Origin of the sequence: Pseudomonas sp. SWRI22, assembly GCF_014268395.2 — a bacterium.
Lineage (GTDB): Bacteria > Pseudomonadota > Gammaproteobacteria > Pseudomonadales > Pseudomonadaceae > Aquipseudomonas > Aquipseudomonas paracarnis.
Genome location: NZ_JABWQK020000001.1, coordinates 1,583,475 through 1,609,998 on the forward strand (window position 1 = coordinate 1,583,475; position 26,524 = coordinate 1,609,998).

The 26,524-nt window shown below is 60.5% G+C and carries 21 protein-coding genes; 7 read left to right on the forward strand and 14 right to left on the reverse strand.

Features of this window, described 5'->3' with window-relative positions:
• Positions 1-101 precede the first annotated feature (101 nt).
• Genes HU730_RS06985 through HU730_RS06995 form a run of 3 tightly spaced genes read left to right on the forward strand, consistent with a single transcriptional unit; the run spans position 102 to position 3,675 of the window.
• A complete protein-coding gene (locus HU730_RS06985) occupies positions 102-2,003 on the forward strand; it encodes a sensor histidine kinase (RefSeq protein ID WP_034126460.1) in 1,902 nt (633 codons plus the stop codon).
• A complete protein-coding gene (locus HU730_RS06990) occupies positions 2,000-3,337 on the forward strand; it encodes a sigma-54 dependent transcriptional regulator (protein WP_034126459.1) in 1,338 nt (445 codons plus the stop codon). Before HU730_RS06985 ends, HU730_RS06990 begins: the two co-directional genes overlap by 4 nt.
• The gene (locus tag HU730_RS06995; RefSeq protein WP_014717129.1) at positions 3,337-3,675 is read left to right on the forward strand and encodes a GlpM family protein; all 339 of its coding nucleotides are present in this window, start codon (positions 3,337-3,339) and stop codon (positions 3,673-3,675) included. Before HU730_RS06990 ends, HU730_RS06995 begins: the two co-directional genes overlap by 1 nt.
• Positions 3,676-3,814: 139 nt before the next feature.
• On the opposite strand, the gene HU730_RS07000 is transcribed toward HU730_RS06995, so the two are convergent.
• The 6 genes from HU730_RS07000 to HU730_RS07025 all read right to left on the reverse strand — a co-directional run bounded on the left by HU730_RS07000 (position 3,815) and on the right by HU730_RS07025 (position 11,206).
• On the reverse strand, positions 3,815-5,212 hold the full coding sequence (locus HU730_RS07000) for a sigma-54 dependent transcriptional regulator (RefSeq protein WP_054897712.1): 1,398 nt from the start codon (positions 5,210-5,212) through the stop codon (positions 3,815-3,817).
• On the reverse strand, positions 5,202-6,980 hold the full coding sequence (locus tag HU730_RS07005) for a HAMP domain-containing sensor histidine kinase (RefSeq protein ID WP_186526479.1): 1,779 nt from the start codon (positions 6,978-6,980) through the stop codon (positions 5,202-5,204). The genes HU730_RS07000 and HU730_RS07005 overlap by 11 nt, the downstream gene beginning before the upstream one ends.
• Entirely contained in the window at positions 6,980-8,104 is a 1,125-nt protein-coding gene (locus HU730_RS07010; protein ID WP_186526478.1) for a GNAT family N-acetyltransferase, read from the reverse strand. Before HU730_RS07010 ends, HU730_RS07005 begins: the two co-directional genes overlap by 1 nt.
• A gap of 165 nt (positions 8,105-8,269) precedes the next feature.
• A complete protein-coding gene (locus tag HU730_RS07015) occupies positions 8,270-9,118 on the reverse strand; it encodes an alpha/beta fold hydrolase (protein WP_186526477.1) in 849 nt (282 codons plus the stop codon).
• Positions 9,115-10,509 carry an aminotransferase class III-fold pyridoxal phosphate-dependent enzyme gene (locus HU730_RS07020; RefSeq protein ID WP_003188936.1) on the reverse strand — a complete coding sequence of 465 codons (1,395 nt, stop codon included), beginning with the start codon at positions 10,507-10,509 and terminating at the stop codon, positions 9,115-9,117. The genes HU730_RS07015 and HU730_RS07020 overlap by 4 nt, the downstream gene beginning before the upstream one ends.
• Positions 10,502-11,206: an MtnX-like HAD-IB family phosphatase gene (locus tag HU730_RS07025; RefSeq protein WP_034126454.1), complete on the reverse strand. Its 705-nt coding sequence runs from the start codon at positions 11,204-11,206 to the stop codon at positions 10,502-10,504. Before HU730_RS07025 ends, HU730_RS07020 begins: the two co-directional genes overlap by 8 nt.
• A gap of 241 nt (positions 11,207-11,447) precedes the next feature.
• On the opposite strand from HU730_RS07025, the gene HU730_RS07030 reads away from it, so the two are divergent.
• Complete coding sequence (locus tag HU730_RS07030; protein WP_034126453.1) at positions 11,448-12,218, forward strand: MipA/OmpV family protein; 771 nt, start codon at positions 11,448-11,450, stop codon at positions 12,216-12,218.
• A gap of 134 nt (positions 12,219-12,352) precedes the next feature.
• On the opposite strand, the gene HU730_RS07035 is transcribed toward HU730_RS07030, so the two are convergent.
• The 5 genes from HU730_RS07035 to HU730_RS07055 all read right to left on the reverse strand — a co-directional run bounded on the left by HU730_RS07035 (position 12,353) and on the right by HU730_RS07055 (position 16,597).
• Positions 12,353-12,757, reverse strand: coding sequence for an EamA family transporter (locus HU730_RS07035; RefSeq protein WP_034126452.1), 405 nt, complete (start codon positions 12,755-12,757; stop codon positions 12,353-12,355).
• Complete coding sequence (locus tag HU730_RS07040; RefSeq protein WP_003188930.1) at positions 12,754-13,134, reverse strand: EamA family transporter; 381 nt, start codon at positions 13,132-13,134, stop codon at positions 12,754-12,756. Before HU730_RS07040 ends, HU730_RS07035 begins: the two co-directional genes overlap by 4 nt.
• Positions 13,131-14,051 carry an arginase gene (locus HU730_RS07045; protein WP_186526476.1) on the reverse strand — a complete coding sequence of 307 codons (921 nt, stop codon included), beginning with the start codon at positions 14,049-14,051 and terminating at the stop codon, positions 13,131-13,133. The genes HU730_RS07040 and HU730_RS07045 overlap by 4 nt, the downstream gene beginning before the upstream one ends.
• An 814-nt stretch (positions 14,052-14,865) precedes the next feature.
• Positions 14,866-15,519 (reverse strand): DsbA family oxidoreductase, encoded by a 654-nt coding sequence (locus HU730_RS07050; RefSeq protein ID WP_034126450.1) that lies wholly within the window; start codon positions 15,517-15,519, stop codon positions 14,866-14,868.
• Positions 15,520-15,577: 58 nt separating this feature from the next.
• On the reverse strand, positions 15,578-16,597 hold the full coding sequence (locus tag HU730_RS07055) for an alpha/beta hydrolase (protein ID WP_034126527.1): 1,020 nt from the start codon (positions 16,595-16,597) through the stop codon (positions 15,578-15,580).
• A gap of 182 nt (positions 16,598-16,779) precedes the next feature.
• On the opposite strand from HU730_RS07055, the gene metR reads away from it, so the two are divergent.
• Complete coding sequence (gene metR, locus HU730_RS07060) at positions 16,780-17,697, forward strand: transcriptional regulator MetR (RefSeq protein WP_034126449.1); 918 nt, start codon at positions 16,780-16,782, stop codon at positions 17,695-17,697.
• Positions 17,698-17,829: 132 nt separating this feature from the next.
• Here metR and HU730_RS07065 read toward each other — a convergent pair whose 3' ends face one another.
• Positions 17,830-18,330 carry a GNAT family N-acetyltransferase gene (locus tag HU730_RS07065; protein WP_060763762.1) on the reverse strand — a complete coding sequence of 167 codons (501 nt, stop codon included), beginning with the start codon at positions 18,328-18,330 and terminating at the stop codon, positions 17,830-17,832.
• On the reverse strand, positions 18,327-18,737 hold the full coding sequence (locus HU730_RS07070; RefSeq protein ID WP_060763761.1) for an NUDIX domain-containing protein: 411 nt from the start codon (positions 18,735-18,737) through the stop codon (positions 18,327-18,329). Before HU730_RS07070 ends, HU730_RS07065 begins: the two co-directional genes overlap by 4 nt.
• 197 nt (positions 18,738-18,934) lie before the next feature.
• Here HU730_RS07070 and HU730_RS07075 point away from each other — a divergent pair, with 197 nt between their 5' ends.
• Positions 18,935-23,116 carry a hypothetical protein gene (locus tag HU730_RS07075; RefSeq protein WP_060763760.1) on the forward strand — a complete coding sequence of 1,394 codons (4,182 nt, stop codon included), beginning with the start codon at positions 18,935-18,937 and terminating at the stop codon, positions 23,114-23,116.
• Here HU730_RS07075 and HU730_RS07080 read toward each other — a convergent pair whose 3' ends face one another.
• Entirely contained in the window at positions 23,117-24,430 is a 1,314-nt protein-coding gene (locus HU730_RS07080) for an HD domain-containing phosphohydrolase (protein WP_186526475.1), read from the reverse strand.
• Positions 24,431-24,629: 199 nt separating this feature from the next.
• On the opposite strand from HU730_RS07080, the gene HU730_RS07085 reads away from it, so the two are divergent.
• A complete protein-coding gene (locus HU730_RS07085) occupies positions 24,630-26,504 on the forward strand; it encodes a GGDEF and EAL domain-containing protein (RefSeq protein ID WP_186526474.1) in 1,875 nt (624 codons plus the stop codon).
• Positions 26,505-26,524 lie beyond the last annotated feature (20 nt).

The window sequence follows — 26,524 nt, forward strand, 5'->3', positions numbered from 1 at the left end:
GTGCAACTGTTACACCGAGGCGCCTGCATCGCGGGCAAGCCCGGCTCCCACACAAGCCCGCTCTTACACTGGCGAGAAGTAGCTGACCCAAGGCATCTGTGATGAAATGCGACCCCAATCAATATCGCGCCGCGCCGCCATCACTTGCCGTGAAGCCTCGTCTGATACGCCAACTGTTCCTGCCGCCGTTGATCATCGCCCTGATGGTCGGCCTGGGTTATATCGGCTTCTGGGTCAGTGACTACTACGGCATCCGCACCCTCAGCGACAATGGCGAACGCCAGTTGGAGCTGCACGCCCGCACCGTCGAAAGCGAACTGAGCAAGTACACCTACCTGCCCAGCCTGCTGGAGCTGGAGTCCAGTGTTTCCCAACTGCTCGCCGACCCGAACCAGGAAACCCGCAAGACGGTCAACGACTACCTCGAAGGCCTGAACCGCCGCAGTCGCAGCCGCGCCATCTATGTAATGGACACCACCGGCCGTGTGCTGGCCACCAGTAACTGGCGCGATGCCGACAGTTACCAAGGTGAGGACCTGTCCTTTCGCGCCTATTTCCAGAATGCTGTACGCGGCCAGCCCGGTCGTTTCTACGGCATCGGCAGCACCAACGGCGAACCCGGCTATTACCTGGCCCACGGCCTGGAAGAGCACGGCAAGATCATCGGCGTCGCCGTGGTCAAGGTGCGCCTCGAAGCCCTTGAAGAGCGCTGGCAACGTGCGCGCCTCGAAGCTTTCGTGAGCGATGAGAACGGCATCATTATTCTTTCCAGCGACCCGGCGCGTCGCCTCAAGGCTGTACGCCCGCTGAGCGATGACACCAAGGACCGCCTGGCCCACAGCCTGCAATATTACTGGGCGACGCTCAATGAACTGCAACCCCTGGCCCGTGAGCGCCTGAACGAAGGCACCGAGAAACTGACCTTCCCGGCCAACACCGAAGTGGTCAACGACCAGCACGCCGTCAGCTACCTGGCGCAGACCCGCCCGCTGAACGACACACCGTGGAATTTCACCCTGCTCACCCCGCTCAACGACCTGCGCCGCGCTGCGATCAACCAGGGCATCCTGGTGGCCGTCGCCTTTGGCCTGGTCGCCTTCCTGCTGATCGCCTGGAACGAACGGCGCAAGGTCATCGCCACCCGCCTCGCCGCACGGGAAGCCTTGCAGGAAGCCAACAGCCAGCTTGAGCGTCGGATTGCCGAACGCACCGCCGACCTGCGCGCCAGCAACGAACGGCTCAAGGGCCAGATTCGCGAACGACGCCAGGCCGAAGAAACCCTGCGCCACGCCCAGGACGAACTGGTGCAGGCCGGCAAACTCGCGGCCATCGGCCAGATGTCCACCAGCATCGCCCACGAACTGAACCAGCCGCTGGCGGCGCTGCGCACGCTGTCGGGCAACACCGTACGCTTCCTTGAGCGCGGCGCCCTGGACACTGCCAGCACCAACCTCAAGACCATCAACGAACTGATCGACCGCATGGGCCGCATCACCGCCAGCCTGCGCTCCTTTGCCCGGCGCGGTGACGACCAGGGCGAAGCCAGCCTCGGCAAGGCCGTGGACGCCGCGTTCCAGGTGCTCGGCGCGCGCCTGGACAGCCTGCCGTTGACCGTGCACCGTGACTTTGCCAACGCCCAATTGCAGATCGACCAGACCCGCCTGGAGCAGATCCTGGTCAACCTGATCGGTAACGCGCTCGATGCGATGCAGGCCCAAGCAGTGCCGCAACTGTGGCTGGAAGGCCAGAGCGGCGATGGCAAATACCGCCTTTTGGTGCGTGATAATGGCCACGGCATCGACCCCGAGGCGCGCAAGCATTTGTTCGAACCCTTTTTTACCACCAAGCCCGGCGAACAAGGCCTGGGCTTGGGCCTGACCCTTTCCGCAAGCCTCGCGGCCGCCACAGGCGGTAGCCTTGCCGTGGAACATCCGGCCAATGGTGGTACCGCCTTTGTCTTGAACCTGCCATTGGTGGGCGCTCAACGAGCTGAGTCGACATGAATACACAAGCCCAAGACCTTACCGTCCTGATCGTCGAAGACGACCCCCATGTACTGCTCGGTTGCCAGCAAGCATTGGCGCTCGAAGACATCACTAGCGTCGGCGTGGGCAGCGCCGAAGAAGCGCTCAAGCGCATCGGCGAAAACTTTGCCGGCATCGTCATCAGCGATATCCGCCTGCCGGGCATCGATGGCCTGGAACTGCTGACCCGCCTCAAGGCCCTGGATAAAAGCCTGCCGGTGGTGTTGATCACCGGGCATGGCGATATCTCCATGGCGGTGGGCGCCATGCGTAACGGCGCCTACGACTTCATGGAGAAACCCTTCTCGCCCGAACGCCTGGTGGACGTGGCACGCCGCGCCCTGGAACAACGCGGGCTGGCGCGGGAAGTCTGGTCGCTACGCCGGCAACTGGCCGAACGCGACTCACTGGAAGGCCGCATCATCGGCCGCTCGCCGGCCATGCAAAACCTGCGCGAACTGATTGCCAATGTCGCCGATACCTCGGCCAACGTGCTGATCGAAGGCGAGACCGGCACCGGCAAGGAACTGGTCGCGCGCTGCCTGCATGATTTCAGCCGGCGCCATACCCACCAGTTCGTCGCCCTCAACTGCGGTGGCCTGCCGGAAAACCTGTTTGAAAGCGAGATTTTCGGCCACGAGGCCAACGCCTTCACCGGCGCCGGCAAACGTCGCATCGGCAAGATCGAGCATGCCCATCAAGGCACGCTGTTCCTCGATGAAGTAGAGAGCATGCCGATCAACCTGCAGATCAAATTGCTGCGGGTGCTGCAAGAACGTACGTTGGAACGCCTGGGTTCGAACCAGAGCGTGGCGGTGGATTGCCGGGTAATCGCTGCCACCAAGTCCGACCTCGACGAGTTGAGCCGCGCCAGCCAGTTCCGCAGCGACCTGTACTACCGCCTCAACGTCGTCACCCTGGAACTGCCGCCTTTGCGCGAACGGCGCGAAGACATCCTGCAACTGTTCGAACACTTCCTGCAGCAATCGTCGCTACGCTTCGACCGGGCGGTGCCGGAGCTGGACAACCAGACCCTGTCCAGCCTGATGAGCCACGACTGGCCAGGCAACGTGCGTGAGCTGCGCAACGTCGCCGAACGTTTCGCCCTCGGCCTGCCCGCCTTCAAGAAAAGCGGCGCCGGCAGCGGCAACCAAGGGGTTGCCTTTACCGAGGCGGTGGAAGCCTTTGAGCGCAACCTGCTCAACGATGCCCTGCAACGCAGCGGCGGGAACCTGACCCAGGCCAGCCAGGAACTGGGGATGGCCAAGACCACCCTGTTCGACAAGGTCAAGAAATACGGGTTGAGTCACTGATGGATCTGTTCCTGAAGGCTGCACTTGGCGCCGCAGTGGTGCTGATCCTGGCGGCGCTGGCCAAGACCAGAAACTATTACATCGCAGGCTTGGTGCCGCTGTTTCCCACTTTTGCGCTGATCGCCCATTACATCGTCGGCAAAGGCCGAACGGTTGCGGACTTGAAGACCACGATCCTGTTCGGGATGTGGTCGATCATTCCGTACTTTGTGTATTTGGCGACGCTGTATGTGATGGTCGATCGGCTGCGGTTGGAGGCATCGCTGGCAGTCGCCGCCGTGGCCTGGTTGATGGCCGCGACGGTGTTGGTCAGCGTGTGGGTACGCCTGCACACCTGACGCAACACGGCAGATCGTTCCCACGCTCCCGCGTGGGAATGCAGCCAAGGACGCTCCGCGTCCACACGCGTGACGCAGAGCGTCACCAGAGGCACTCCCACGTGGAGCGTGGGAGCGATCATGAGTTCCCACACTCAGATCAGCGCACGATCTTGTCGACCTGAATCCCCAGCTTCTTCAGGCGATACCAGAAGCTCCTTTCGGAAATCCCGATCCGCTGCGCCGCCGCGGCCTGCACCCCATTGCTCTCCTGCAGCGCCGCAAGAATATAGGCTTTCTCCACTTCGGCCAGCGCCGCATCCAGATCCCGCGGCACGCCTGGGCCGTCGCTGAGGATCGCGGTCACATCACCCTCGCTCGGTGTGGAAGCAAACAGATACCCCGGCAAATCAATATCCTCGATCACCGATGAAGCCGCCACGATGGTTGCGCGCTCCACGCAGTTTTGCAGCTCGCGGATATTGCCCGGCCAGTGATACGCCGCCATGGCCTGCAACGCCTCGGGGCTGAAACCGGTGATACGTTTGCCAGTGGTGGCGCTCAAAGTGTGAGCGAAGTGGCGCGCCAGGGGCGCGATGTCTTCCACGCGTTCGCGCAACGACGGCAACGGAATCGGAAAGACATTGAGGCGGTAATACAGGTCTTCGCGAAACTCCTTGGCCGCCACCGCATCCAGCAGGTTCTTGTTGGTGGCGGCAATTACTCGTACATCCACCTTGCGCTCGCGGGGGTCGCCTACCGGCTCGATAACCCGCTCCTGCAAGGCGCGCAGAATCTTGGCCTGCAACGCCAAGGGCATATCACCGACTTCATCCAGAAACAGCGTGCCCTTGTCGGCCTGCATGAAGCGCCCTACCCGGTCAGCCACGGCGCCGGTGAACGCGCCTTTGCGATGGCCAAACATCTCGCTTTCCAGCAAGCCTTCAGGGATGGCCGCGCAATTGACCGCCACGAAGGGTTGGTCGGCACGGCTGCCATGCTTGTGGATGGCGCGGGCGACCATTTCCTTGCCAGTGCCGCTTTCGCCGGTCAGCAGGATGGTGGCGTTGCTTTCACGCACCGAATCCACCGCCTGGAGCACCTGGCGAAACGCCGGGCTGTCGCCCACCAGGCTGTCGAACTGAGCATGCTCGTCCAGCTCGGCGCGCATGCGCGCGTTGTCGCGCATGATGTCGCGAAATTGCAGGGCCTTGGCCACGGTGATGTCCAGCTCGTCGATGTCGAACGGCTTGGCAATGTAGTCATAGGCACCGTTACGCATCGACTGCACGGCGTTTTTCACCGTGCTGTAGGCCGTCATCACGATTACCGGCAAAGTCGGATAACGCACCTTGATCTCGGCCAGCAACGCCGGCCCGTCCATGCCCGGCATGCGCCAGTCGCTGATGACCAGGTCGATGTCCTCCTCCCCCAGCACCTTGAGCGCATGCAGGCCATTGCCCGCGCTGAACACCTGGATGCCGTTCTGGCTCAAGGCCTGGGTCAGCAGATCACAGAGCTTGGGCTCGTCGTCGACCACCAATACGTTATGCGTCATGCCCGTCCTCATCTTCACCGTCGTCTTCACCGTCAGACGGAATGTACAGGCTGAAGGTCGCGCCGGCATCTTTCTCACTGGCGCATTCGATGCTGCCGTCGTGACTTTCCATGATCGAATAGACTTTGGCCAGGCCCAGGCCTGTGCCCGAGGCCTTGGTGGTGACGAATGGCGTGAAGATGCGCTCCACCATGTCCGCCGGGATGCCTTCGCCGGTATCGGCGATGCTGATCACAGTGTTGTCGCCCACGCTGCGAATGCCCAGGGTCAGGCGCCCGCCGTCGGGCATCGCGTCGACGGCGTTGAGAATCAGGTTGAGACAGGCCTGTTTGAGCTGCTTGGCATCGGCGTAGATCGTCGCGCCAGGCGCCTGGTCGTCGATCTGCGCGTCAATGCGATGGCTACTCAGCTCCGGGCCGCAGAAACCGAGGATTTCTTCCACCAGGGCGCGTGCCGGTTGCTGCACGCGTATCGGCGGGTTGGGCTTGGCGAAATCGAGGAACTCGGTAATCAGCTCGTTGATGCGGCTGACTTCGCTGATGACATATTCCAGGTGACGCTTGTCGGTTTCCGCCAGGTCAGCGCGCCGATGCAACAGTTGGGTGGCGGTCTTGATGATGCCCAGTGGGTTGCGAATTTCGTGAGCCAGGCCCATGGCGACTTCACCCAGGGCATGCAAGCGGTCACGCCGACGCAGTTGGGCTTCCAGGTGATGCAACTCGCCCAGGCGTTCGGTCATGTGGTTGAAGGTGCTGCTCAATTGCGCCAGTTCGTCACCGCCACTGACCACCACACGGTGCGCATAACTGCCCGAGATCACCGCATCCACGCCTTGGGACAAATCGCGCAGGGGCTTGGTCAGGCGCCGCGACACCAACAACCCGGCCGCCAGTGACAGCGCCGAGCTGACCAGGAAGATCAGCACGAACAAGTTGCTCTGGTTCACCAACCCCACCAGGCTGGTATGGCGTAGCAGGCCGCTGAAGATCACGCCTTGCAACTCGCCGGCATCATTGAAAATCGGCCAATACAAACCGCTGTACTGGTTAGTGAACTGCTCGCTGGGCTGCTTGGTGCTGCGCAGGTAGGCCTCGACATTCTTGGGGATGCGCGAGGGGTGATTGGCGAAGCGCTGGGTGGAAAATATTTCGGAAAAACCGGCAGGGTTGGCCAGGTACAAACGCAGGTCGAGGGAATGCACATCGGCCACGCTGGTGAGAAAACTGCTGTCCAGGTAAGTGGCGACCAGCAACAGGTAATCAACGCCGTCACGGCTGGTTTCGAAGGTGGACACCACCAGGCCCGTGCTCACGCCGGCGACTTGCACGGTTTGCAGCACCGCGTTGCTGGTGAGGTTGATCTGCCTGACGATGTCATCGGCGGCCGTGCTGAACATCACTTTACGGTCGCTGGTGCGGATCAGCGCGACCACGTCGATATCGGTGGCATCGGCAATGTCGGCGGTGAGCCGGTCATGCTTCTCGGCATTTTTGGACGACGGCGGGCTGGTATAGCGCAGGAACAGCTTGGCCATGCGCGCGTTGTCGTGAAGGATGTCGCCGATTTCGTCCTTGACGATCTTGGTCGACTCTTGCAGCCAGATACGCACGTTGCTGTCGAAAATCTGCGACAGCGTGGTGGCAGCCAGCTCAGCCGCGATCATGGTGGGAATCACGCTGACCAGCCAGAACGCCAGCACCAGCTTGCGCTGGACGCTCCAACGCGAGATGGCAAAGGGGCGGGCTTTCTGGCGGGTCTTGGTAATCATCAGGTTTCGCTTATCGCAGCAGCCATGGCAGGGTCGGAACGATCCGGTCGAATAAACAGTTTTACAAGCTTGAGCAGGCCGTTGACCAGCCGGTTGCGGTGGCGGAAGAACAGGCTGTTGCCCTCGAACTCGCACCCCAGGCGCAGTTTACTGGCATACCCGGCCTGGCCGCACTCGTACACCGGAATACGGTGTTCAATACAATAGTCGACATTGGTCAACCAACTGCGGAAGTACAGGTTGTACTCGCGGCTGAACTCAAGGTCGTGGCCAAAGAACTTGTCCACCAGCCGATGCTCATCCAGGAGGATAAGGTTGAACGCCACCAGGCGCTCGTCCACCCAGTACAGAACACAGACCGCCCGCTCGTGCAGGTGTTCGAGCACGCCCGTGAAGTAACCGGCGGGCAGGCGTTCGAACTGTAAGTCTGCGCGCGCGAGCGTGGCTTCATACAGGCGCATGACCTCAGGCAGCACATCATCGATATTACGCCGCCACTCGACCCGCGGCCCTGGTGCGCGCAGTTTGCGGCGCAGGTCCTTGCGCGTGGATTTGCCCAGCGACCCCAGGTAGGCATCCACCGAGCCATAAGGCAGCGGCAACACCCCCGTGGGCAAACTGGGCATGCTTTGAAAGCCTGCGGCAAGGCAGCTCTGGGCCCAATGCGGGTCGTTGGTGGGCGCATCCTTGACCGCCAGCAAGCCGATACCGAGCGCGTTGGCATCGCTGCGCGCAGCCGCCAGTAATTGCTGCAACAGCAACGGGCGGCGGGATTCGGGCACATGGCTCGCGACACCGGCGTCACAGCGTTCAGCCACCGGCGAACCGATGGCGTACAACGCCAATTGCAAAACGCCAGGCCACAGCTGCTCCAGGCGCTCGGTCAAGCGCTTGCCAGCCCCCGACACCGTGGTGTCGAGGCGATAATGGGTGACGAACGCGGCAGCCACGGCCACCAGCGTTTGATCCTCGAAGACCGCGAGGTAACGCCACTGAAAGTCATCGATCGCGGCGTTTTCCACGGCTAGGTAATAGTCCCAATCCTCCAGGGCACCGGGAAAACAGTCGTTCCAGGCATCGCGCTGGATAGCCCGGATGGTCGGGAAGGCTTGGGTGGTTATCACAGTTTTTCCTTATCAACGCCGTTCTACTGTAGGAGCGAGCTTGCTGTGGCGAGGGAGCTTGCTCCCGCTCGACTGCGCAGCAGTCGCAGGCTTTTGGGGGTGCTTCGCACCCCAGCGCAAGCAAGCTTGCTCGCCACAGCAAGCTCGCTCCTACAAGTAAACTAATCACGCCACACGATTGAGTTGCACTGCGTGCTGCTCGACAAACCTGGCACTCAACTCGATCACCCGCCGGTACTGCAAATCGACCGTGATCATGTGGTAGCAGTTGTCCAACAGGATCTTGGTCACCGGCCCGCCGAGGTGGCGCTCCACGTAATCGGCGTTCCAGCGGCTGGTGATGTCGTCCTCGATGGAGTGCAGCACCAGCGCCGGCACCTTGATCTGGGGCATGCGCTTCTTGACCACGGCGTTCATGCGGTGCAGCTCGCGCACGGTGATGCCTTCCATGGTCAGCAACCCCGCCTCGCTGCTCTCGCCTTCCTTCATCTGCCGCTCGACGATGGCCCGCAGGCGCTCGTTCTTGATGCCGTAGGGCGGCTTCTCTTCGAAGCTGCAAATGTGTACGCCGAATGGAATCTTCATCAGCAACGGCGTGAGGAACGCCAGCTTGTTGATGCTCCAACCGTCGTACTTCAAGGTGGTGGAATACATCAGCAACCCGGCGACTTGCCCAGGATGTTCGGACGCCACATACATCGACATCACCGCGCCCATGGACAAGCCACCGACAAACACCTGCCCGTGGCGTTGCTTGACCTGTACGAAGGTCTTGCGCACGCCTTCGTACCAGTCCTGCCAGCCAGTGGCCTGCAAGTCGCTGTTGTCGCCGCAGTGCCCCGCCAGTGTGGGCACATACACCGTGCAGTTACCCACCTTGGCCAGGCCCTTCGCGACCTGGCGCAACTCGGTCGGCGTGCCGGTCAGGCCGTGGATCAACAGGATCCCGACCGGACCATCACCGAGAACGAAACCGGCAGTACCTTCACCGAGGTCGATCCCTTGAGCATTCACCGCGTGGTCGCTCGCACCAGCAGTTGCTCGAGCAACTTCAGGCCCAGATCGATTTCCGGGTAGCTGATTTCCAGGGACGGCGCCAGGGTGATCACGTTCTTGTAGTAACCGCCTACGTCGAGGATCAGCCCGAGTTTCTGGCCGTCTACCAGCATGTCGCCTTTCATGCCTTCTTCGACCATGTAGTCCAGGGTCGCCTTGTCCGGGGTGAAGCCATCCGGGCCGCAGATTTCGCAGCGCAACGCCAGGCCCAGGCCGTCCACATCGCCGATGATCGGGAAGCGTTTTTGCAAGTCTTGCAGGCCTTCCAGGAAGTATTTGCCCTTGGCCATGACCATGGCGCCGTAGTCGACTTCGCTGGTCATCTTGAACATTTCCAGGCCGACGGCGGTGCCCAGCGGGTTGGAGGCGAAGGTGGAGTGAGTCGAACCTGGCGGGAACACCTTCGGGTTGATCAACTCTTCACGGGCCCAGATACCGCCCAACGGGTTGAGGCCATTGGTCAGCGCCTTGCCGAACACGATCACGTCCGGCTGCACGTCGAAGTGCTCGATCGACCAGAGTTTACCGGTGCGGTAGAAGCCCATCTGGATTTCGTCGGACACCATCAGGATGCCGTGCTGGTCCAGGACGTGCTTGAGCTCGCGGTAGAAATTCATCGGCGGGATCACGTAGCCGCCGGTGCCCTGGATCGGCTCGACATAGAAAGCTGCGTATTCGCACTGGTTGGTCTTAGGGTCCCACACGCCGTTGTATTCGGTCTCGAACAAGCGGGCGAACTGCTGCACGCAATGGCTGCCGTACTCTTCCTTGGTCATGCCCTTCGGGCCACGGAAGTGGTAAGGGAATGGGATGAAATTGGCGCGTTCGCCAAAGTGGCCGTAGCGACGACGATAGCGGAAGCTGGAGGTGATCGACGAGGCGCCGAGGGTGCGCCCGTGGTAGCCGCCTTCGAAGGCGAACATCAAGCTTTTGCCGTTGCTGGCGTTGCGCACCACCTTCAGGGAATCTTCGATGGACTGCGAACCGCCGACGTTGAAGTGCACACGGCCATCGAGGCCGAACTTGTTCTTGGCATCGACCGCGATCATTTCCGACAGCTCGATCTTGCCTTTGTGCAGGTACTGGCTGGCGATTTGCGGCAAGGTGTCGATCTGCTTTTTCAGCGCGTTGTTCAGGCGCGGGTTGGCATAGCCGAAGTTGACGGCCGAGTACCACATCTGCAGGTCGAGGTAGGCCTGGTCTTCGGTGTCCCACACATAGGAGCCTTCGCAGCGGCTGAAAATACGCGGCGGCTCGATGTAGTGAACGGTGTCGCCGTAGGAGCAATACTTGGCTTCTTTATCCAGAAGCACCTGGTCTTCAGCGGTAGCGATACGGATATCAGACATGATGGAAGAGTTCCTGATTGTCAGAAGAGGTGTTGAAGGTGGTGGCGTTGGCGGCGAGGCCTTGTGGCAGCTTGGCCAGCAACGCCGGCACTTGCGCAAAGCTGTCGAAGCGCGCATGAGGAATCTGGTGGGCGGCGCAGTAGTCGGCGAGGCTGCCCTTGGCGAACACGAAGTCGGCGGTGGAGGCCACGCACATGTCGGACTTGCCGTCGCCGATCACCAGCACGCGCTTGTTGCGCGGCGTGGATTTGCACTTGCAGTTGCCGGCAGCGGCGCGACAGGCATCGCTGGCATACGGGAAGTCGATGCGCCAGCTGTCCTGGTCGACCTGTCGCAGGCGGTTGGCGAGGATCGGCAACAAGGTCACGTAGTTGCGCGAAAGGATGCGGGCAATGCCCTGCTCGATGCCATCGCTGACCACTTCGATGGAAGCACCCAGGCCCATGACGTGATCGACAAAATCCGGGAAGTCCGGGTCGATCTCGACGCTGTCAAAGTACGCCAGCAGTTCAGCCGGGGTGGCCTTGATCAGCGCCAGTTGGCGGCTCAGGCATTCGCGTGAACCGATATGCCCATCCAGCCATTCCTGCTCAATGGTTTCCCACTCGGGGCCGGCGAAGCGTTGGAGGACGTTGTCGATGACATCGGTGGGGGTAATGGTCCCGTCGAAGTCACACACGATATGCCAGTTGATCATCTGCCTTTCCTTTAGGTAAAGGGCCTTGGAGGAGCGCGCTGTATGCGCTTGCCAAGGGATAGAGCAGGGACTGTGCCAACTGGCGAAAACCCCGCAGGGCTGGGGGTTAGGGCGAAATGCGCGGCGATAGGTGTCGCGGGAGCTACAATTTTTGTAGCTTGCTACAAACAACATGAGTGCTTGCGCAGGCGCGTCGGTTTGCGCGTTCATGCGCGCCTGCCCACCTTCAGGAAACGTCCCCATGTCCAAGCTCGCTGCTGCTGTATTCACCGGTTTACTTGGAGGGTGGGGCCTTTGCAGTGCCGCGTGGGCAGAAGGCATCACGGGCGACGTGGGCGCGGGCCTCAGCTATCAGCCCCACGACCCCAGCGGCAGCCGCTACGAAACCCGGCCTGTGCCTTACCTGGACCTGGATTGGGGTGACGTCAGCCTGAGTACCGATGACGGCCTCACCTGGAGCGCCCTGGATACCCACGGCCTTACCGCTGGCCCCTATATCAACTACCTGCCGGGGCGTACTTCCAACGGCGAGTTGCAGGGCCTGCGCAACGTGTCGGACATGGCCGAGGTGGGCGGTTTCGTCCAATACGCCCCGGCCGATTTCTGGCGGGTCTATGCGCAATTGGGCCAGGCCGTGGGCGGCGGGCATTCCCAGAGCGGCGCCCTGGGTAAAATCGGCGGCGAACTGGGTTACCCCGTGGGTGGCGGGATTATCGGCAGCAATAGCCTGGTTGCGCATTTTGCCGACGCGCGGCAGACCAATACCTTCTTCGGCGTGGACAACAACGAAGCCGTCGCTTCAGGCTTGCGGCCCTATAAAGCGAGCGGGGGCTTCCAGAACGTGACGCTGAGCCAAAGCTTCGCCTTCCCCCTGGCGCCCCATTGGTCGCTGCTGACCAGCGCCAGCTGGGTACACCTGGTGGGGTCGGCGGCCAAGAGCAGCATCGTCAAGGAGGCTGGCCATGTGAATCAGGGCCAGGTGCAGACGGCGATCAGCTACACCTTTGACTGAATCACCTGGGAGCAAAATTGTGGGAGCGGGCTTGCTCGCGAAAGCAGTGTGTCAGTCACCCGATACTTCAGTGATCCACCGCATTCGCGAGCACGCCCGCTCCCACAATGGGCCTGTGTTTCATAGCTCTATCTTCAGTGTTCCTCGCCCTCAGCCAACAGTGCGATACCACCGATAATTACCACCACGCCCACCCAATGCAACACGCTGATGTGCTCCCCCAACCCCAGCCAAGAGCCCAGCAGCACCGCCACAAACACCAGCGAACTCAGCGGAAACGCCAGGGACAAACTGCTACGCCGCAGGATCAGCATCCACACAAAAAACGCACCCAGATAGCTGGCAATCGCCGCCAGAATCCCCGGGTTGCGCGCCACGTCCGCCAGCCATTGCCAACTGAAGTCCATCGGCCCCAACTGATCGCCGGCCACCTTGGTGAACAACTGCCCGGCGCTTTCGGTGGCGATCAGCAGTGCCCATAGCACCAGGGTGCCAACACGCCCATGCAGCCAGCCGGTATTGATTGTTTGCGTTGTCATGCCTGATTCCCCGCGATCGCTACCAACATCACACCTAAGGTAATCACCAGCGTGCCCAGCCAACGACGCCGACTGACGGTCTCCTTGAGCACCACCCTGCCTGCCAGTACCACCAGGCAATAGGCCAACGCCGCCAGCGGAAACAGCAGACTCAAGGGCGCACGGGACAGCGCTTCGAGCCACACAAAAAACTCAATCACGTAGGCGCCGACGCCGGCCCACAACAGCGGCGCATTGAACACCTGGCCCCAGAACGCACGCAGGCGAAAACCGCCATCGAGTTGCGGCAAACGGTCCACGCCCAATTTGAAACACAGCTGACCAATCACATCGAGGACGATGGAAAACGCCAGTAACAACACCACGGTCAGGGTCACGGGAACAGTTCCTCAAACAGGTCGATCAAGGCTTCATTGGTTGCCGCATTACGCTGCAAGTCTTGCGGGCTCCAGCGCTCCGGTGGCGGCTGGTCGGACTTGGCTTCCCAGCGCTTGAACGCGTTGCTGAATGCCGGCGTAGCGAACTCACCGCAGACGTCGATCCCAATGATGCGTTTACCCGCCGCCAACGCCCGCAGGGCCTGGAGCAAATGGGTCAGGCGCATGCCGCCCTGGTCCCAGTTGGTGGCGGCGTCTTCACTGGCGAGCACATCTTTGTCGATGGTGATCCAGATCGCCTCGGTGGGCAGGCTGGCAATCATCTGGTCGAGGAAGGCGCCCCAATCCAGGTCCGCCAGGTTGCGCCAGTGCAGGTGGTTTTCCTGTTGCTGGTGGCCGGCGCCGTCCCCCACCCGGCCCCAGACCTTGGACGGCGGATGCTGCCAGGGAAACAGCTGCAAACGCCCGCGCTTGAGGGCGCCAAGGTTGCCGCCGCGCAGTTGCGGGTTATGCAGGTCATCGCTGCACGGGCCGAGGGTGACGATGCGTTGGATCGCTGGCATCTTCAGCGCCCGGTTGACCCACGAACCACAGTGCCGCTTGGGCGCAAAGCGCACCCAGTCTGGGTGGTTGTCAAAGTGAATCAGGCTGACGGGCTCTTTGAGGTCGGCCAAAAACGCTGGCGTAAGGTGGTGATAATCGCCGGAGCCGACAAACAGCATTTCCGGGCGCGCGTCACGGGGCCGTGTCCGTTGGGCCAGGCGCTCGACGAAACGCTTCCAGGTTTTTTCGGTGGACCACAAACGCAATTTCGGGCCCAAGTCCAGCAGGTCCAGGCGCGTGGCCCGACCGCTGGCCAACCGCCGGGCAATCGGTGCCTGGCCGGTGAGGCTGTGGTCAAGGTCAAGAATATTCAAGGTAAGTTTCACCCCTAATGGCAGTGCCCAACCGCAGGCCGGTTGGGCTTTAGGGGGGTAATGCAAGGGATGGGCCAGCGCTTCTCTTAATGCCGACACAGATCAAATGTGGGAGCTGGCTTGCCTGCGATGGCCATAGGTCTTCACACAACTTTGTGAGTTGTAACAGCAGACGCTAACCACGATGCGAAGCGAGTCGCTCTTGCTCTTGCTCTGCTTTTGATCTTAAGCGCCCCGTTAAACCACGCTGGCCGAACGCAGGCTTGAATTCGTGGGTAACCCGGCAGGACGCCGGGTTAGCCGCCCCGCGCCATGGATGGCGCGTGGCGGCGGCCCACGGATTCAAGCCTGTGTTCGGGCACACCGAGCCCAAGCGAGGTGCCGAGTGGTGGGGCAAGAGCCCTTTGGTTACTTTGGGCTGGGCCGGCATTCCGGCTCTTTTCCAAAGTGACCCGCCGTCAGGGCGGAACCCTAAGTGGCCGTTACCGCAGCAATGGATATGTACACGGTCCAACTGTGTCGCCTGTCAGGCCGCCTTCGCGAGCAAGCCCGCTCCCACAGTTTGATCGCGGGGTGTCAGGTAGATAGGCGTTGGCTGGTAGGCCGTCTTCGCAGGCAAGCCAGCTCCCACATTTGGATCGTGGTGTGTCAGTTAGATCAGCGCCGGCTGTCAGTCCGTCACGGGAGCAAGCTCCCTCGCCACAGGTCCAGCGTCACACCAAAGCTGTGTAGATACCTATGCTGCGATGGCAGTGTTTCAGTCAACTCATTTGCAACTGACAGCCAGCTCCCACATTTTGCTGCGTGCTCGGCCTCAGGATTTCGATTCGTTGATGATCTGGCGAATCGCGCCGACGAAGGCTTCCGCCGGTTGCCCACCGCTCACCGCATATTGGTCATTGAAGACAATGGTCGGCACCGAACTCACTCCACGAGAAACCCACAGCTGTTCCTGCTCGCGGACTTCGGCGGCGTATTCATCGCTGGCAAGAATCTCGGCGGCGCGCGCAATGTCCAGCCCTACGCTCTCGGCGATGATCGCCAGGGTCGCGTGGTCGGAAGGGTCCTGGCCATCGCTGAAATACGCCTTGAACAGCGCTTCCTTGAGGTTGTATTGCAAACCTTCCAACCCGGCCCAATGCAACAGGCGGTGCGCGTCGAAGGTGTTGTAGATACGGCTCTGGCCGTCGGTGCGGAACGCAAAGCCCAGTGCGGCGCCCATGTCGCGGATACGCGCACGATTAGCCTGGGACTCTTCAGCCGTGGAGCCGTATTTTTCAGTGATGTGCTCGACGATGTTCTGACCGATGGCGGGCATGTTGGGGTTCAGTTCGAACGGCTGGAAATGAATCTCGGCCTGCACTTCGCTGCCGAGCTGGTCGAGGGCTTCGGTCAGGCCCCGCAGGCCGATGATGCACCAGGGGCAGGATACGTCGCTGACGAAATCGATTTTCAGGGGAGTACTCATGGTGGGCAACCTCGCGTGCAGTCATGCGCATACATAAAGGTTGCACGATACACCACCTTCACAGCACCTTCGAAGGCTCGCTCAAATCGATCTGCGCCCAGTGCGCGGCATCCTGGCGATGGGCTTGCAGGTAGGGCAACACCGCCGCCAGCAAGGGCGCCTTGAACGCTTCCTGAAAACGGTGGGCCAGGCCGGGAATCAATTTCAACTGGCTGCCCTGGATATGCGCGGCCAGATGCACGCCGTGCATCACCGGCAGCAAGGGGTCGGCGGTGCCGTGGACGACCAACGCAGGCACGCGCAGTTGGTTGAGCAAGGGCACACGGCTTGGCTCGGCCAGGATTGCCATGATCTGGCGCTTCACGCCTTCGGGGTTGAAGGCGCGGTCATAGGACAGCGCCGCCTGGTGCAGCAACGCCTGGCGATCGTCCTTGATATCCGGGCTGCCCAACGCCGCGAGCAAATCCGCCTGTTGCTCCAGCGCCACCTCACGATTGGGCGCGCTGCGCCGCGAGAGCAATTGCACCAGCGCCGCGTTCGGCGCGGGCAAGCCCTCGGCGCCGGAGCTGGTCATGATCAGGGTCAGGCTTTCCACCCGCTGTGGCGCCATGGCCGCCAGGTGTTGAGCGATCATGCCGCCCATGCTCGCGCCGAGTACGTGAAATTGCTGCACCTGCAGCGCGTCCATCAAGCCCAGGGCGTCGTCGGCCATGTCGGTCAACGTATAAGGCGCAGCCACCGGCAAGCCGAGCTTGTAGCGCAGCACTTCGAAGGTCAGGTTGGCGCTCGCCGGCGCCTGCCGCCAGGTGGACAGGCCGACGTCGCGGTTGTCGTAGCGAATCACCCGAAAGCCTTGTTCGCACAGGGCCACCACCACTTCGTCCGGCCAGTGGATCAACTGCCCGCCCAGGCCCATTACCAGCAGCAACGCAGGGTCGGACGCACGGCCGATACTTTGATAGGCGATGCTCACCTGAGCCAGGTCGACCGTTTGGGTCGGGACATTGACATCACATCGAGACGCCGCAAAAGACGGCAGGCCGAACAGTAGAGCGGCCACTAAAAACAACGCACGCATGAAAAACACCAAAACGCAGAACCCCAGTAGAGCGCGAGTCTGATGAAGTTTGTTCAAGCGCGCTGCCACAGTTCGATGACAGTTTGATGAAGAGCGCCCAGTGGTCATGGTCGACACGCCCCACAACATGAGACAAAATCAAGCATTCCGTTTTCGTCGCAAATTTTCTTCATGGAGCGCCTGTGCTCGAAATCCGTCACTTGAAAACCCTGCACGCCTTGCGCGAAGCCGACAGCCTGGTGGAAGCCGCCGAACGCCTGCACCTGACCCAGTCCGCCCTCTCCCATCAGTTCAAAGAACTGGAAGAGCGCCTGGGCATGCCGCTGTTCGTGCGCAAGACCAAACCGGTGCGCTTCACCAGCGCCGGCCTGCGCCTGCTGCAATTGGCCGACGCCACCCTGCCGTTGTTGCGCGGTGCCGAGCGCGATATTGCGCGGCTGGCCGGGGGTACCGCTGGGCGCTTGCACATGGCGATCGAATGCCACAGTTGTTTCCAGTGGCTGATGCCGACCATCGACCAGTTCCGCGATGCCTGGCCGGAAGTCGAGCTGGACCTGGCCTCGGGCTTTGCCTTCGCGCCGCTGCCGGCCCTGGCCCGTGGCGACCTGGACCTGGTGGTGACCTCCGACCCGCTGGAACTGCCGGGTATCACCTACGTGCCGCTGTTCACCTACGAAGCCATGCTGGCGGTGGCCAACCAGCACGCGCTGGCGAACAAGTCCTACATCGTGCCGGAAGACCTGCAGACAGAAACCCTGATCACCTACCCGGTGGAACGTGACCGCCTGGACATCTTCACCCGCTTCCTGGAACCGGCCGACGTTGAACCGGCCCAGGTGCGGACTTCGGAGCTGACCGTGATGATGATGCAACTGGTGGCCAGCGGCCGTGGGGTGTGCGGTATGCCCCACTGGGCGCTGCATGAATACAGCTCACGCGGGTATGTGAAGGCCAAGCGGTTGGGTGAGAAGGGTTTGTTCGCCACCTTGTATGCGGGCATTCGTGCCGACATGCTGGATGCACCTTATATGCGCGACTTCTTGCTGACGGCCAAGGACACCTCGTTTTCCACCTTGGATGGCGTAAGCGCGGTGCGTTGAGCGGGCTCTGAGTGTGCGGGCGAGTGCCGATCGTTCCCACGCTCTGCGTGGGAATGCCGCCAAGGACGCTCTGCGTCCACGTGGTGACGCGGAGCGTCACGGGATGCGTGCCCACGCAGAGCGTTGGAACGATCAATGTAGCTCGCGCCACATGTGGATCTTGTCGAAGTATTCGACGCCTACCCGCACGGCCAGTGGCTCCAGGCCGTACTGAATGAAACCGCAGCGCTGGTAGAGCGCAAAGGCCGCGTCATTGCCGGCGGTGACGGTCAGCTGGATCAGTTTGAGGCGCGGGTGGCGGCGGGCTTCTTCCAGTGCGGCTTGCACCAGCTGCCGCCCCAGCCCTTGCTGTTGATAAGCCTCGGTCACGTACATGCCGAACAAGGTCACCTTGTGCCGCGCCTTTTCGCGAGGCTCGTAGGCCAGGCCAACGATGCCGGCCAGTCGCGCCCCATCAAAGCCGCCCAACAGGCAATCCAGCGGGCTGTCGAGACGCTTTTGCCACCAGCTCAATGGCATCGAGGCGCGCTCCGCGACACTGGACGTGAACGCTTGCGGATACGCGCCATAGGCCTCGAGCATCAATGCCCGATAGGCTTGCGCATCGTCGGCGTCCAGCGGGCGAATCATCATGCGGTTGCCAGCGAATCACGATAGAACGGCAGGATCAAATCGCGCGTCAATGGCGCCAGATGCAAGTCACCTTCGCCCATGGGATCGATCCAGCACACTTCTTCAATCTCTGCTGCAGGGGTGACGGCGACGTCGACCTGCACCTTGAACAACTCCGCCTCTACGGTAAAACCCGGTTCGTTGGCCGCGGGTGCCGAGAACTGGCCAAGATAGACGGCTTGGCTCGGATCAACGCGCAGGTTCAGCTCCTCGTGCAACTCACGGACGAGCGCCTCGGCAGGTTGCTCGCCGGCGTCGATTTTGCCGCCCGGCTGCATGAAAGCCAGGGTATTGCGCTTGCGCACAAGCAGGGTTTGACCGTCGCCACGGACCAACAGCGCGGCTGCAATGCGGATAGTCTTGGACATGGAAAGCCCTCTCTCGGATTGAAAAGCGGCCAAGGATCCCACGCGCATTCTGCACACGCAACTCGCGAGTGCAGGCCGATTTTTTCCGACATACATACACCGCAGGGTCCAGTTTCGGCCACCCTAAACTCGCAAACTCATATTCAGCAGGGCTCGCTGCACCTCGGTGCGCCGCGCTCTTTTATAAGAGTTTACTCATGCACAATTCATTGCCCACCCTCAAACAATCATCCACTGACGAACCACAACCGCTGCCGGCCGACAGCACGTCAACCCCTACCGTGCAACCGATGACGCTTGCGGTCGTGCCGCCGGCGTCACTTTCTGCCGAAGAACAACTGGCTTACCTCACCCGTGAACTCGACAAACTCAATGCACAGACCTCTGAACTGGTAAGGCGACAGCCGAGTGTCGGCCGCGTGTACCAGCAGCAATTGGCCGAGATGTTTCCCGATGCACATCTGCCCATCAATCCCAACCAGATTTTTTATAGCCGCTATCGCGAAGACCAGGAAGGACAAAAGCACCTGCTGTCCTGCGAACCACTGGGCTCGCTGCTGGCCACCTTACGCGCGCCTGGCGCAGAGTCTTATCTGACCCAGGAGAGCGGCGCCTTCTACCGCGAATGCAACACCCTGGACACCGATAAAATCCTCTCTGCCAATGCCTCGACGACAACCCTGGCCGCCAGGCTGGAAATAGCCATCACGTTGAGCCTGAATACATTCTGGGGGGCTGGCGAGCCCTCCCAACCCAACACGGAGGAGCAATTGGTCGCACTGCGACGACAAGTGCTGGCCCATCAACTGGCATTGCGCTCGGTGGACGGCACGTTGTCGGCGCATGCACGGACACTGGCGCAGAATGTGCTCAAGTACCCAAGTGCTGCGGCACGTGAACAGGTGTTTACCGTCGACAACAGGCCCACGGTGTACCGACTGGCACTGGAGGATGGCAGTGAATTCGCCGGCGCATTCATTCTGACCCCCACGGGCACGACGCCTCTGACGGGCAAAGTGATGCTCTATAGCCCAAGCGAGGAGTTTGAGGAGTTTGAAAACCTGGCGCGTTTGAATGACACCGTCGCAGCCCGCATACAAGACGGCGCAGCGCCAGGCAAGCTGTTGATCGCAAGCCTGCCGACAGCCGCTCGTACCGCGCTGAGCGGCTTGCCCGTACTGACGACGGCCCCGTCCCAGATAGACGCTGACGTGATTGCTGACAGTGTCCGCGCATTGCGAGTCAGGCAACATTTCTCCGTTCGCGAAGCCTTGCGCAGGGAGACGTTGCCCTCCACAGGCGAGCTCGACCTGGCCGCAGACCTGACGCCACAGTGGGATGTCGCTAATGCTTTTATGGTGCGCAATCTACGCCTGTTGACGGCCGAACCCGCATGGTTGAAAACCGCCGGCGAGCAAGACCAAGCTCGGTACAGGCAACTGGAACAAGAACTGATCGACAGCAATGAGGAACTCACACCTCATCTTGAGAGAATCTTGACACTGGAAGCGTTCTCCCAACAGGAGACCGACAAGGTGCTGAAAAAACAGAAACCTGTGTATGCCAACGTTGATATTGACCCTTATAGAAGCCTGGTTCATCTGCGCGTCACAACGTCCTCCCGGTCAGCCGAAATGACGGGGTATCGTAACGAGGAAGCCACCATTGTCTACATCAGCGAAGACCGCAAGATCAATATCCCGCAGTGCCTGCCAGGCAAAAAACTGATGTGGGGCACCTGGCGTACCCAAACCGTGGTGGATCTGCGCACACTGGGAAGTTATACCCAACGTAATGTCGACCCATGGTCGGTGCATGGCATACATAGAACGATCAGTGCCACCGCCAACATTATTGACACAGCCGGCAACCCTCACGGAAAACTTGGCAACGATGATTTGCGCGCACTCGCAACAGAAGCTGACATTGGCCAAAAATACGATACGTATCTGCGGTCAACCTTCTCGCTGAGCAGCGGGACAAGCAGCTTCGCTACAGTCTGGCAGCGCGCCAACGCGGCAAAAATGAATAAGGACGCGCTTGAGAACCGTCTCAACCCTGACGCAGCCAAACTGTTTACATTCCAGACGCCAGGCAGTGGGTTTGACTGGATAAAAGCCGTCACTGAACACCCTGATTCAACCACCCGCCCCCGAGTCAGCGAATTCGAGATAGAGGTCAACCTGCTGGTATTGGGCGCCGCGCAAGAGAGGGGCCAAGGCGGGCAGGTCATGCATCGTGTCCTGGTCATTCATCGAAAAGGCACCAAGCCTGACGGGGTCAGTGTGCTGTATACCCCGGATGCACCAGATGGCGTTGCCTTCCGGGAGCTGACCAAGGGGCTGGTGGAGCTGGACACGCTGAAAGCAAAACCGGAATGGCAGACCTATTTCACTTCCCAGATGGCCACTAAGGATACGAAAGAGATCACACGGATCTTCAACGATACGCGCAGTGTGTACCGCTATACCTTGACGCCGATAACCGGCAATTTCCACGCATACCTGTATTCGGCGCAACTGGGTTTTCAACTCGCGCACGCCGACTACCGTTCACGGAGCAATGCGCAAATTTTCCGCGAATCGGCGGTAAACGCCTTTATGTTCGGGGTGGAAACTGCCGATTTTCTGCTCGGGTTGATACCCGGCAAAACCGCCCTGTCGTTTTTGCGCCGAGCTATCAACCGCGGATTAGGCGTGGCCAAGCAGCTGGGGCGGCGCATTCCGGGGCTGGCCAGTAAAGTCGGTACGGACAGGAGCACCGCCATTGTACTGACGGGTGCCTCCCTCCGCCCGTTGGAACCCGCCTGGGTCAATGTGATGCCATATCGGTTGCCTGAACAAATGGAGCCGTTCTTTGACGTAGTGGAGTTTGCCGACACCCACCGATACAGACTGTCGCGCCAGTCGGGCCGCGCACCGTGTTTTTTTGATAAACACAATAACCAGTTCATCGCGATGCGCGACCCAACAGGCCGCTATCACCTGTATCAGTCCTATGTAGAAGACGGCGCACGCTATGTAAAAGACCCGGCAGGTCACCACGTGGACTTTATGGTCGTACCGGGAGACGCAAAGAGCTGGAAGCCCCGTTTCGAACGAGACGCTGTGGGCGGAGGTTCCGTTCTGGGTGCCCTGCGTCCTCTCACCCCTGAACAGCAAGTGGATGCGGACCTGATCGCGGCGATGCGGCTTTTTGCAACAGAAGGGGAAATGCGGGATTTCGTGCGCGTCATAGAACAAACCGACGCTTCCCTGAAGCTCGATTTGATCACTCGCGCCCGACAACAGCTTGGCACCCTGGATGAAGCTGAATTTCGCCGCTGGATGTCGAACTCGAAAAGCTTGAGCCGAGCCAATCAAGAGAGGTTACGTAGTTCCCTGTTAAACCTGCGGCTCGAACTGGCCACGGTTGAACATATACACCTGTCGACACAACATTTTGCGCAACCCCTGTCTGCGCGGGACAAGGAAGAACTGTTTAAAAAAGTCAAAAGGCTCATTGGCAAAAACGAGAACCTCGACAAACAAATCAGAACATCGATTGCCGTTGCCGACCCCGATACTGGCGCACAATTTGTCGGGTACGCCATCACCCACAAACACCAGCATGCGATGAATAAATTCGCAGCAAAATATGAACTTTATACTTGGCGGGATGCTGCACTGAAAGTGTTTGCATACAAGCCCGAACACCTCGTACGTATTAATCAACTCGCCTCAGATCTCAGAATTACACGCCAGGAAGCGATACGTCGATTCTTATTGCTGCCTGAGACAAAAAGCACCCTGGATGCCTTCATGACGGAGACCTTCAAGGCCAAACTCGCCAAGCTTCAAGTCACCTCCTTTTCAGAGGATTTCAAAAAATCCGGTATTCCCTATATCGCCCTATCCCGAGGCCAGCATGGGGCAGATACTGGCGTAGCGATGGTAGACAGTAGAGACGTCACAGCATTCGAAAAAGCCCTGCCCAAGTTTGCAACGCCTCTGGAGTTCGAAGTCCCCCGCGTTCAAACCCATAGAGTTGAAAGGCCAGCGCCGGCGCTGCCTGTCGGGCCGGAAGTCGTGCCCACTCGCGATCCGCACATCAACATCGTGAAGCTGGATGAACTGGCGCAAACCCAGAAAAAACTCCTGCCCACCCCCGCCACCGCCAAACTTGAGGAGATCACCCAGGATATCCAAGCCGGTCGCCTCAGCCGCAAGCGAATAGGCAACTTCACCTACGTCGATCTCCCCCAGGTGCAGCCCGGCACAGGCCGTGGTCTTTGGCGCGTGGCAATTGAACAAAACGGCAAAGAAGGTGGCAAAGATGTCTACATCATCAGGGGTATCTTTGATTACCACGCCAGCAAGCACGTAGCCTGGGGCGTATAACTACAGGAGGGGCGGCACCTCGTCCGGCGCCCTGATAAACACACTGTACTTGGCGCCCTCCATCGCCTCGAACGCGATCAGCTTGTCCACCAGCGGCAGGTTCAGCACCTTGCCGGCATTGAGCAATAACATGCCGTTGTCGGCATTGAGGTTGCGCGCCAGCACCATGCCGGCTTCCAGCTCACGGGTGGAGAGGACTTTTACCGTCGGATCACCCAGGGTCACATCGCTGAGGAAGGTCGCGCAGGCTTGCACGAAATCTTCCACCAACGCCGGGTCATACAGGCGCCCGGCGTACTTGCGGATATACAGCAGCGCCTCGTCGCTGTTGAGGTGCCGCTCCAGGATCAGGCCTTTCTGCAATTCGATAAAGTCCACCGCCAGCTTCAGCAGCCGTGAACCGGGCGGGATCGCATCGCCCTTGAGGTGGTCGGGAAACCCCGTGCCGTCCCAACGTTCCTGGTGATGACGAATGATCCGCGCCGCGTCCTTCATCGGCTCAAGGGTCATCAGCAGCGACTCGCTCTGCCCCGGATACTCACGGTACAAGCCGCGGTCGGTGCTGTGCAGTTTGTCCGACGGTGCAACCATCATGCTGTCCGTCCAGCTCAACTTGCCGATGTTGTACAACGCGGCGGCCATGGTCAGGTCACGGGTGCTGGATTCGTCCATGGACTGGGCGGCGCAATACACCCGGATCAACTCGATCAACGCACGGTTGGTCTGTTTGTCCTTGGGCAAGCGCAGGTTGGCCAGCAGCGAAAACACTTCGGTCCCGGTCACGTAGCTGCGCTTGAGCTCATCGTAGGCCAGGTCGAGCATGTCGGCGGTTTGTTGCAACTCGGCGGTACGCGCCGCCACGCGTTTTTCCAGGGTGGCGTTGAGTAGCTTGAGCTGTTCGGTCTGGTCTCGGGCCAGGCGTTCAAGGCGTTGGTGCTCGAGGGTTTGCTGCAACACCAGTTGCAACTCTTCGTCGTTCCAGGGTTTGCTGATGTAGCGGTGGATCTGCCCGTCGTTGATCGCCTTGATGATGGTGGTCAGGTCGGCGTAGCCGGTGAGCAGGATGCGGCTGGTGGCGGGATAACGGCGGTGGACCTCGGCCAGCAGCGTGGCGCCGTCCATGCCGGGCATGCGCGCATCGCTCATCACCAGATCGATAGGCCGGGTCGCCATGATCTCCAGCGCCTGGGCGCCGCTGGTGGCCAATACCACCTCATAGGGCTGGCCGCGCAACAGGCGGCGCAGGCTGTTAAGGATCGACTCTTCATCGTCGACCAGCAAAACAGCGGACTTCGTAGCGAGTTGTTCATCCATGGCGACTCTGCCTTCAAATTAAACGAAGTTAGGCTAAATTGAATCCGCGCAATACAAAGCGCGATTGATTTGACGCCAACTGGCCGTCGATATCAAGGGAACTCAACTATGCTGCACTGCATGCTCGCGCCCCGTTCAGTTGTAGAACCAGGGAAGGAATTGTCATGCCATCAAGCCTTTTGCACGTGCCGAGTGCGCCATGAGGACGGAATCGGGCCGGGCCAACCGGCGCATCCTGATCGTGGATGACACGGCTTCGATCCACCAGGATTTTCGCAAGATCCTCTGTGCCGACGAGCATGGCGAGCCCTCCCTCGATACTCTGGAGTCCGCCCTGTTCGGCACCACCGCACCGGCGCGCCAGGCGTTTGACCTGGATTCGGCCTATCAGGGCCAGGAAGCCTTGGCGCTGGTCAAAAAAGCCCTCGACGCCCACTCGCCCTACGCAATGGTGTTTATCGACATGCGCATGCCCCCTGGCTGGGACGGCCTGCACACCATCGAACAGTTGTGGGAGGCGGACCCCAACCTGCAAATCGCGCTCTGCACGGCCTATTCCGACTACTCCTTCGAGGCAATCGAAGCGCGCCTGAAATACAACGACCAACTGCTGATCCTGAAAAAGCCCTTCGACCACCTGGAAATCCGCCAGATGGCCAGCGCCCTGACCTGGAAATGGCAACTGGCCCAGGACGCGGCCCTCAAAGTGATCAGCCTGGAGCGCACCATCGAGGAACGCGTGCAGGAGCTGCTCAAGGTCTCGCACTTATTGCAATACGACGCCCTGACGGAGTTACCCAACAGCACGTTGCTGGGCGACCGCCTGACCCAGGCGATCGCCTTGGGCCGCAGGCACGACACGCAACTGGCGGTGATGTTTCTGGGGCTCGACCGCTTCAAGCGCATCAACAACGCCCTGGGCTATCCGGCCGGCGACGAGGTGCTTGCACAGGTCAGCCTGAGCCTGGTGGCGGCGGTGCGGGCGTCGGATTCGGTGTTTCGTTATGGCTCCGACGAGTTTGTGGTGCTGCTTAACGATATCCTGCATCCCCAGCAAACCCAGCACATTGCGCAAAAGGTACTCAATGCCGTCAGCGCGACCCGCCATGTTGCGGGGCATGACCTGAGTGTGAGCGCCAGCCTGGGCATCAGTATTTACCCCGATGACAGCGACAATGCCGTGGGTTTGCTCAAGCACGCTGAAACCGCGATGCGCACCAGCAAAGAACGCGGCCCGGGGGATTTCAGCTTTTACACCGAAGACATGAACCTGCGCGCCCAGCATCAGCAAAACCTGGAAAGCGCGATCCGCCAGGCGCTGGACCGCGATGAATTTGTGCTGCATTACCAACCCAAGCTGGCGCTGGAGTCCGGGCGCATCGTCGGTGCGGAAGCGCTGACCCGCTGGTTTCGACCGCAGTCGGGTTGGGTCAGCCCGGCGGAGTTCATTCCGGTCGCCGAAGACAGCGGCCTGATCGTGCGCCTGACTCAGTGGGTACTGCGCCAAGCCTGCGCACAAGCCCAAGCCTGGCGCGAGATGGGCCTGGCGCCCCTGCGCATGTCGGTGAACATCTCGGCGATCGACTTTCGCCAACGGGACTTCGTCGACAACCTGGCCGCCATCCTGAAAGAAACAGGCCTGCCGCCCACCCAACTGGAACTGGAAATCACCGAAAGCGTGCTGATGCAGAACGTCGACGAAACCGTGGAAACCCTGCAAAAGATCAAGGCCATGGGCATCCGCCTGGCCCTGGACGATTTCGGCACCGGCTACTCCAGCCTCAGCTACCTGCGGCGCTTTCCCATCGACGTGCTGAAGATCGACCAATCCTTCGTGCGCGGCCTGCGCATCAATAGCCAGGACGAACAACTGATCAGCGCTATCATCGGCATGGGCAAGAGCCTGGAGCTGAACATCATTGCCGAAGGTGTGGAAACCGTCGACCAATTGAATTTCCTCAAAGCCCAGCGGTGTGAGGAGGGCCAGGGCTTTCTGTTCAGCAAGGCGTTGCCTTCGAAAGATTTTGTGCAGCTGCTGCAAACGGATAGCGCGACACTGATGCCGGATCAATAAAATAAATAGCCCTGGGCCTG

Bases quoted from the DNA above. Each gene is read 5' to 3' on its own strand.
- HU730_RS06985 (WP_034126460.1), top strand. From the start codon at position 102: ATGAAATGCGACCCCAATCAATATCGCGCCGCGCCGCCATCACTTGCC.
- HU730_RS06990 (WP_034126459.1), top strand. From the start codon at position 2,000: ATGAATACACAAGCCCAAGACCTTACCGTCCTGATCGTCGAAGACGAC.
- HU730_RS06995 (WP_014717129.1), top strand. From the start codon at position 3,337: ATGGATCTGTTCCTGAAGGCTGCACTTGGCGCCGCAGTGGTGCTGATC.
- HU730_RS07000 (WP_054897712.1), bottom strand. From the start codon at position 5,212: ATGACGCATAACGTATTGGTGGTCGACGACGAGCCCAAGCTCTGTGAT.
- HU730_RS07005 (WP_186526479.1), bottom strand. From the start codon at position 6,980: ATGATTACCAAGACCCGCCAGAAAGCCCGCCCCTTTGCCATCTCGCGT.
- HU730_RS07020 (WP_003188936.1), bottom strand. From the start codon at position 10,509: ATGTCTGATATCCGTATCGCTACCGCTGAAGACCAGGTGCTTCTGGAT.
- HU730_RS07025 (WP_034126454.1), bottom strand. From the start codon at position 11,206: ATGATCAACTGGCATATCGTGTGTGACTTCGACGGGACCATTACCCCC.
- HU730_RS07030 (WP_034126453.1), top strand. From the start codon at position 11,448: ATGTCCAAGCTCGCTGCTGCTGTATTCACCGGTTTACTTGGAGGGTGG.
- HU730_RS07035 (WP_034126452.1), bottom strand. From the start codon at position 12,757: ATGACAACGCAAACAATCAATACCGGCTGGCTGCATGGGCGTGTTGGC.
- HU730_RS07050 (WP_034126450.1), bottom strand. From the start codon at position 15,519: ATGAGTACTCCCCTGAAAATCGATTTCGTCAGCGACGTATCCTGCCCC.
- HU730_RS07055 (WP_034126527.1), bottom strand. From the start codon at position 16,597: ATGCGTGCGTTGTTTTTAGTGGCCGCTCTACTGTTCGGCCTGCCGTCT.
- HU730_RS07065 (WP_060763762.1), bottom strand. From the start codon at position 18,330: ATGATGATTCGCCCGCTGGACGCCGACGATGCGCAAGCCTATCGGGCA.
- HU730_RS07070 (WP_060763761.1), bottom strand. From the start codon at position 18,737: ATGTCCAAGACTATCCGCATTGCAGCCGCGCTGTTGGTCCGTGGCGAC.
- HU730_RS07075 (WP_060763760.1), top strand. From the start codon at position 18,935: ATGCACAATTCATTGCCCACCCTCAAACAATCATCCACTGACGAACCA.
- HU730_RS07080 (WP_186526475.1), bottom strand. From the start codon at position 24,430: ATGGATGAACAACTCGCTACGAAGTCCGCTGTTTTGCTGGTCGACGAT.
- HU730_RS07085 (WP_186526474.1), top strand. From the start codon at position 24,630: ATGAGGACGGAATCGGGCCGGGCCAACCGGCGCATCCTGATCGTGGAT.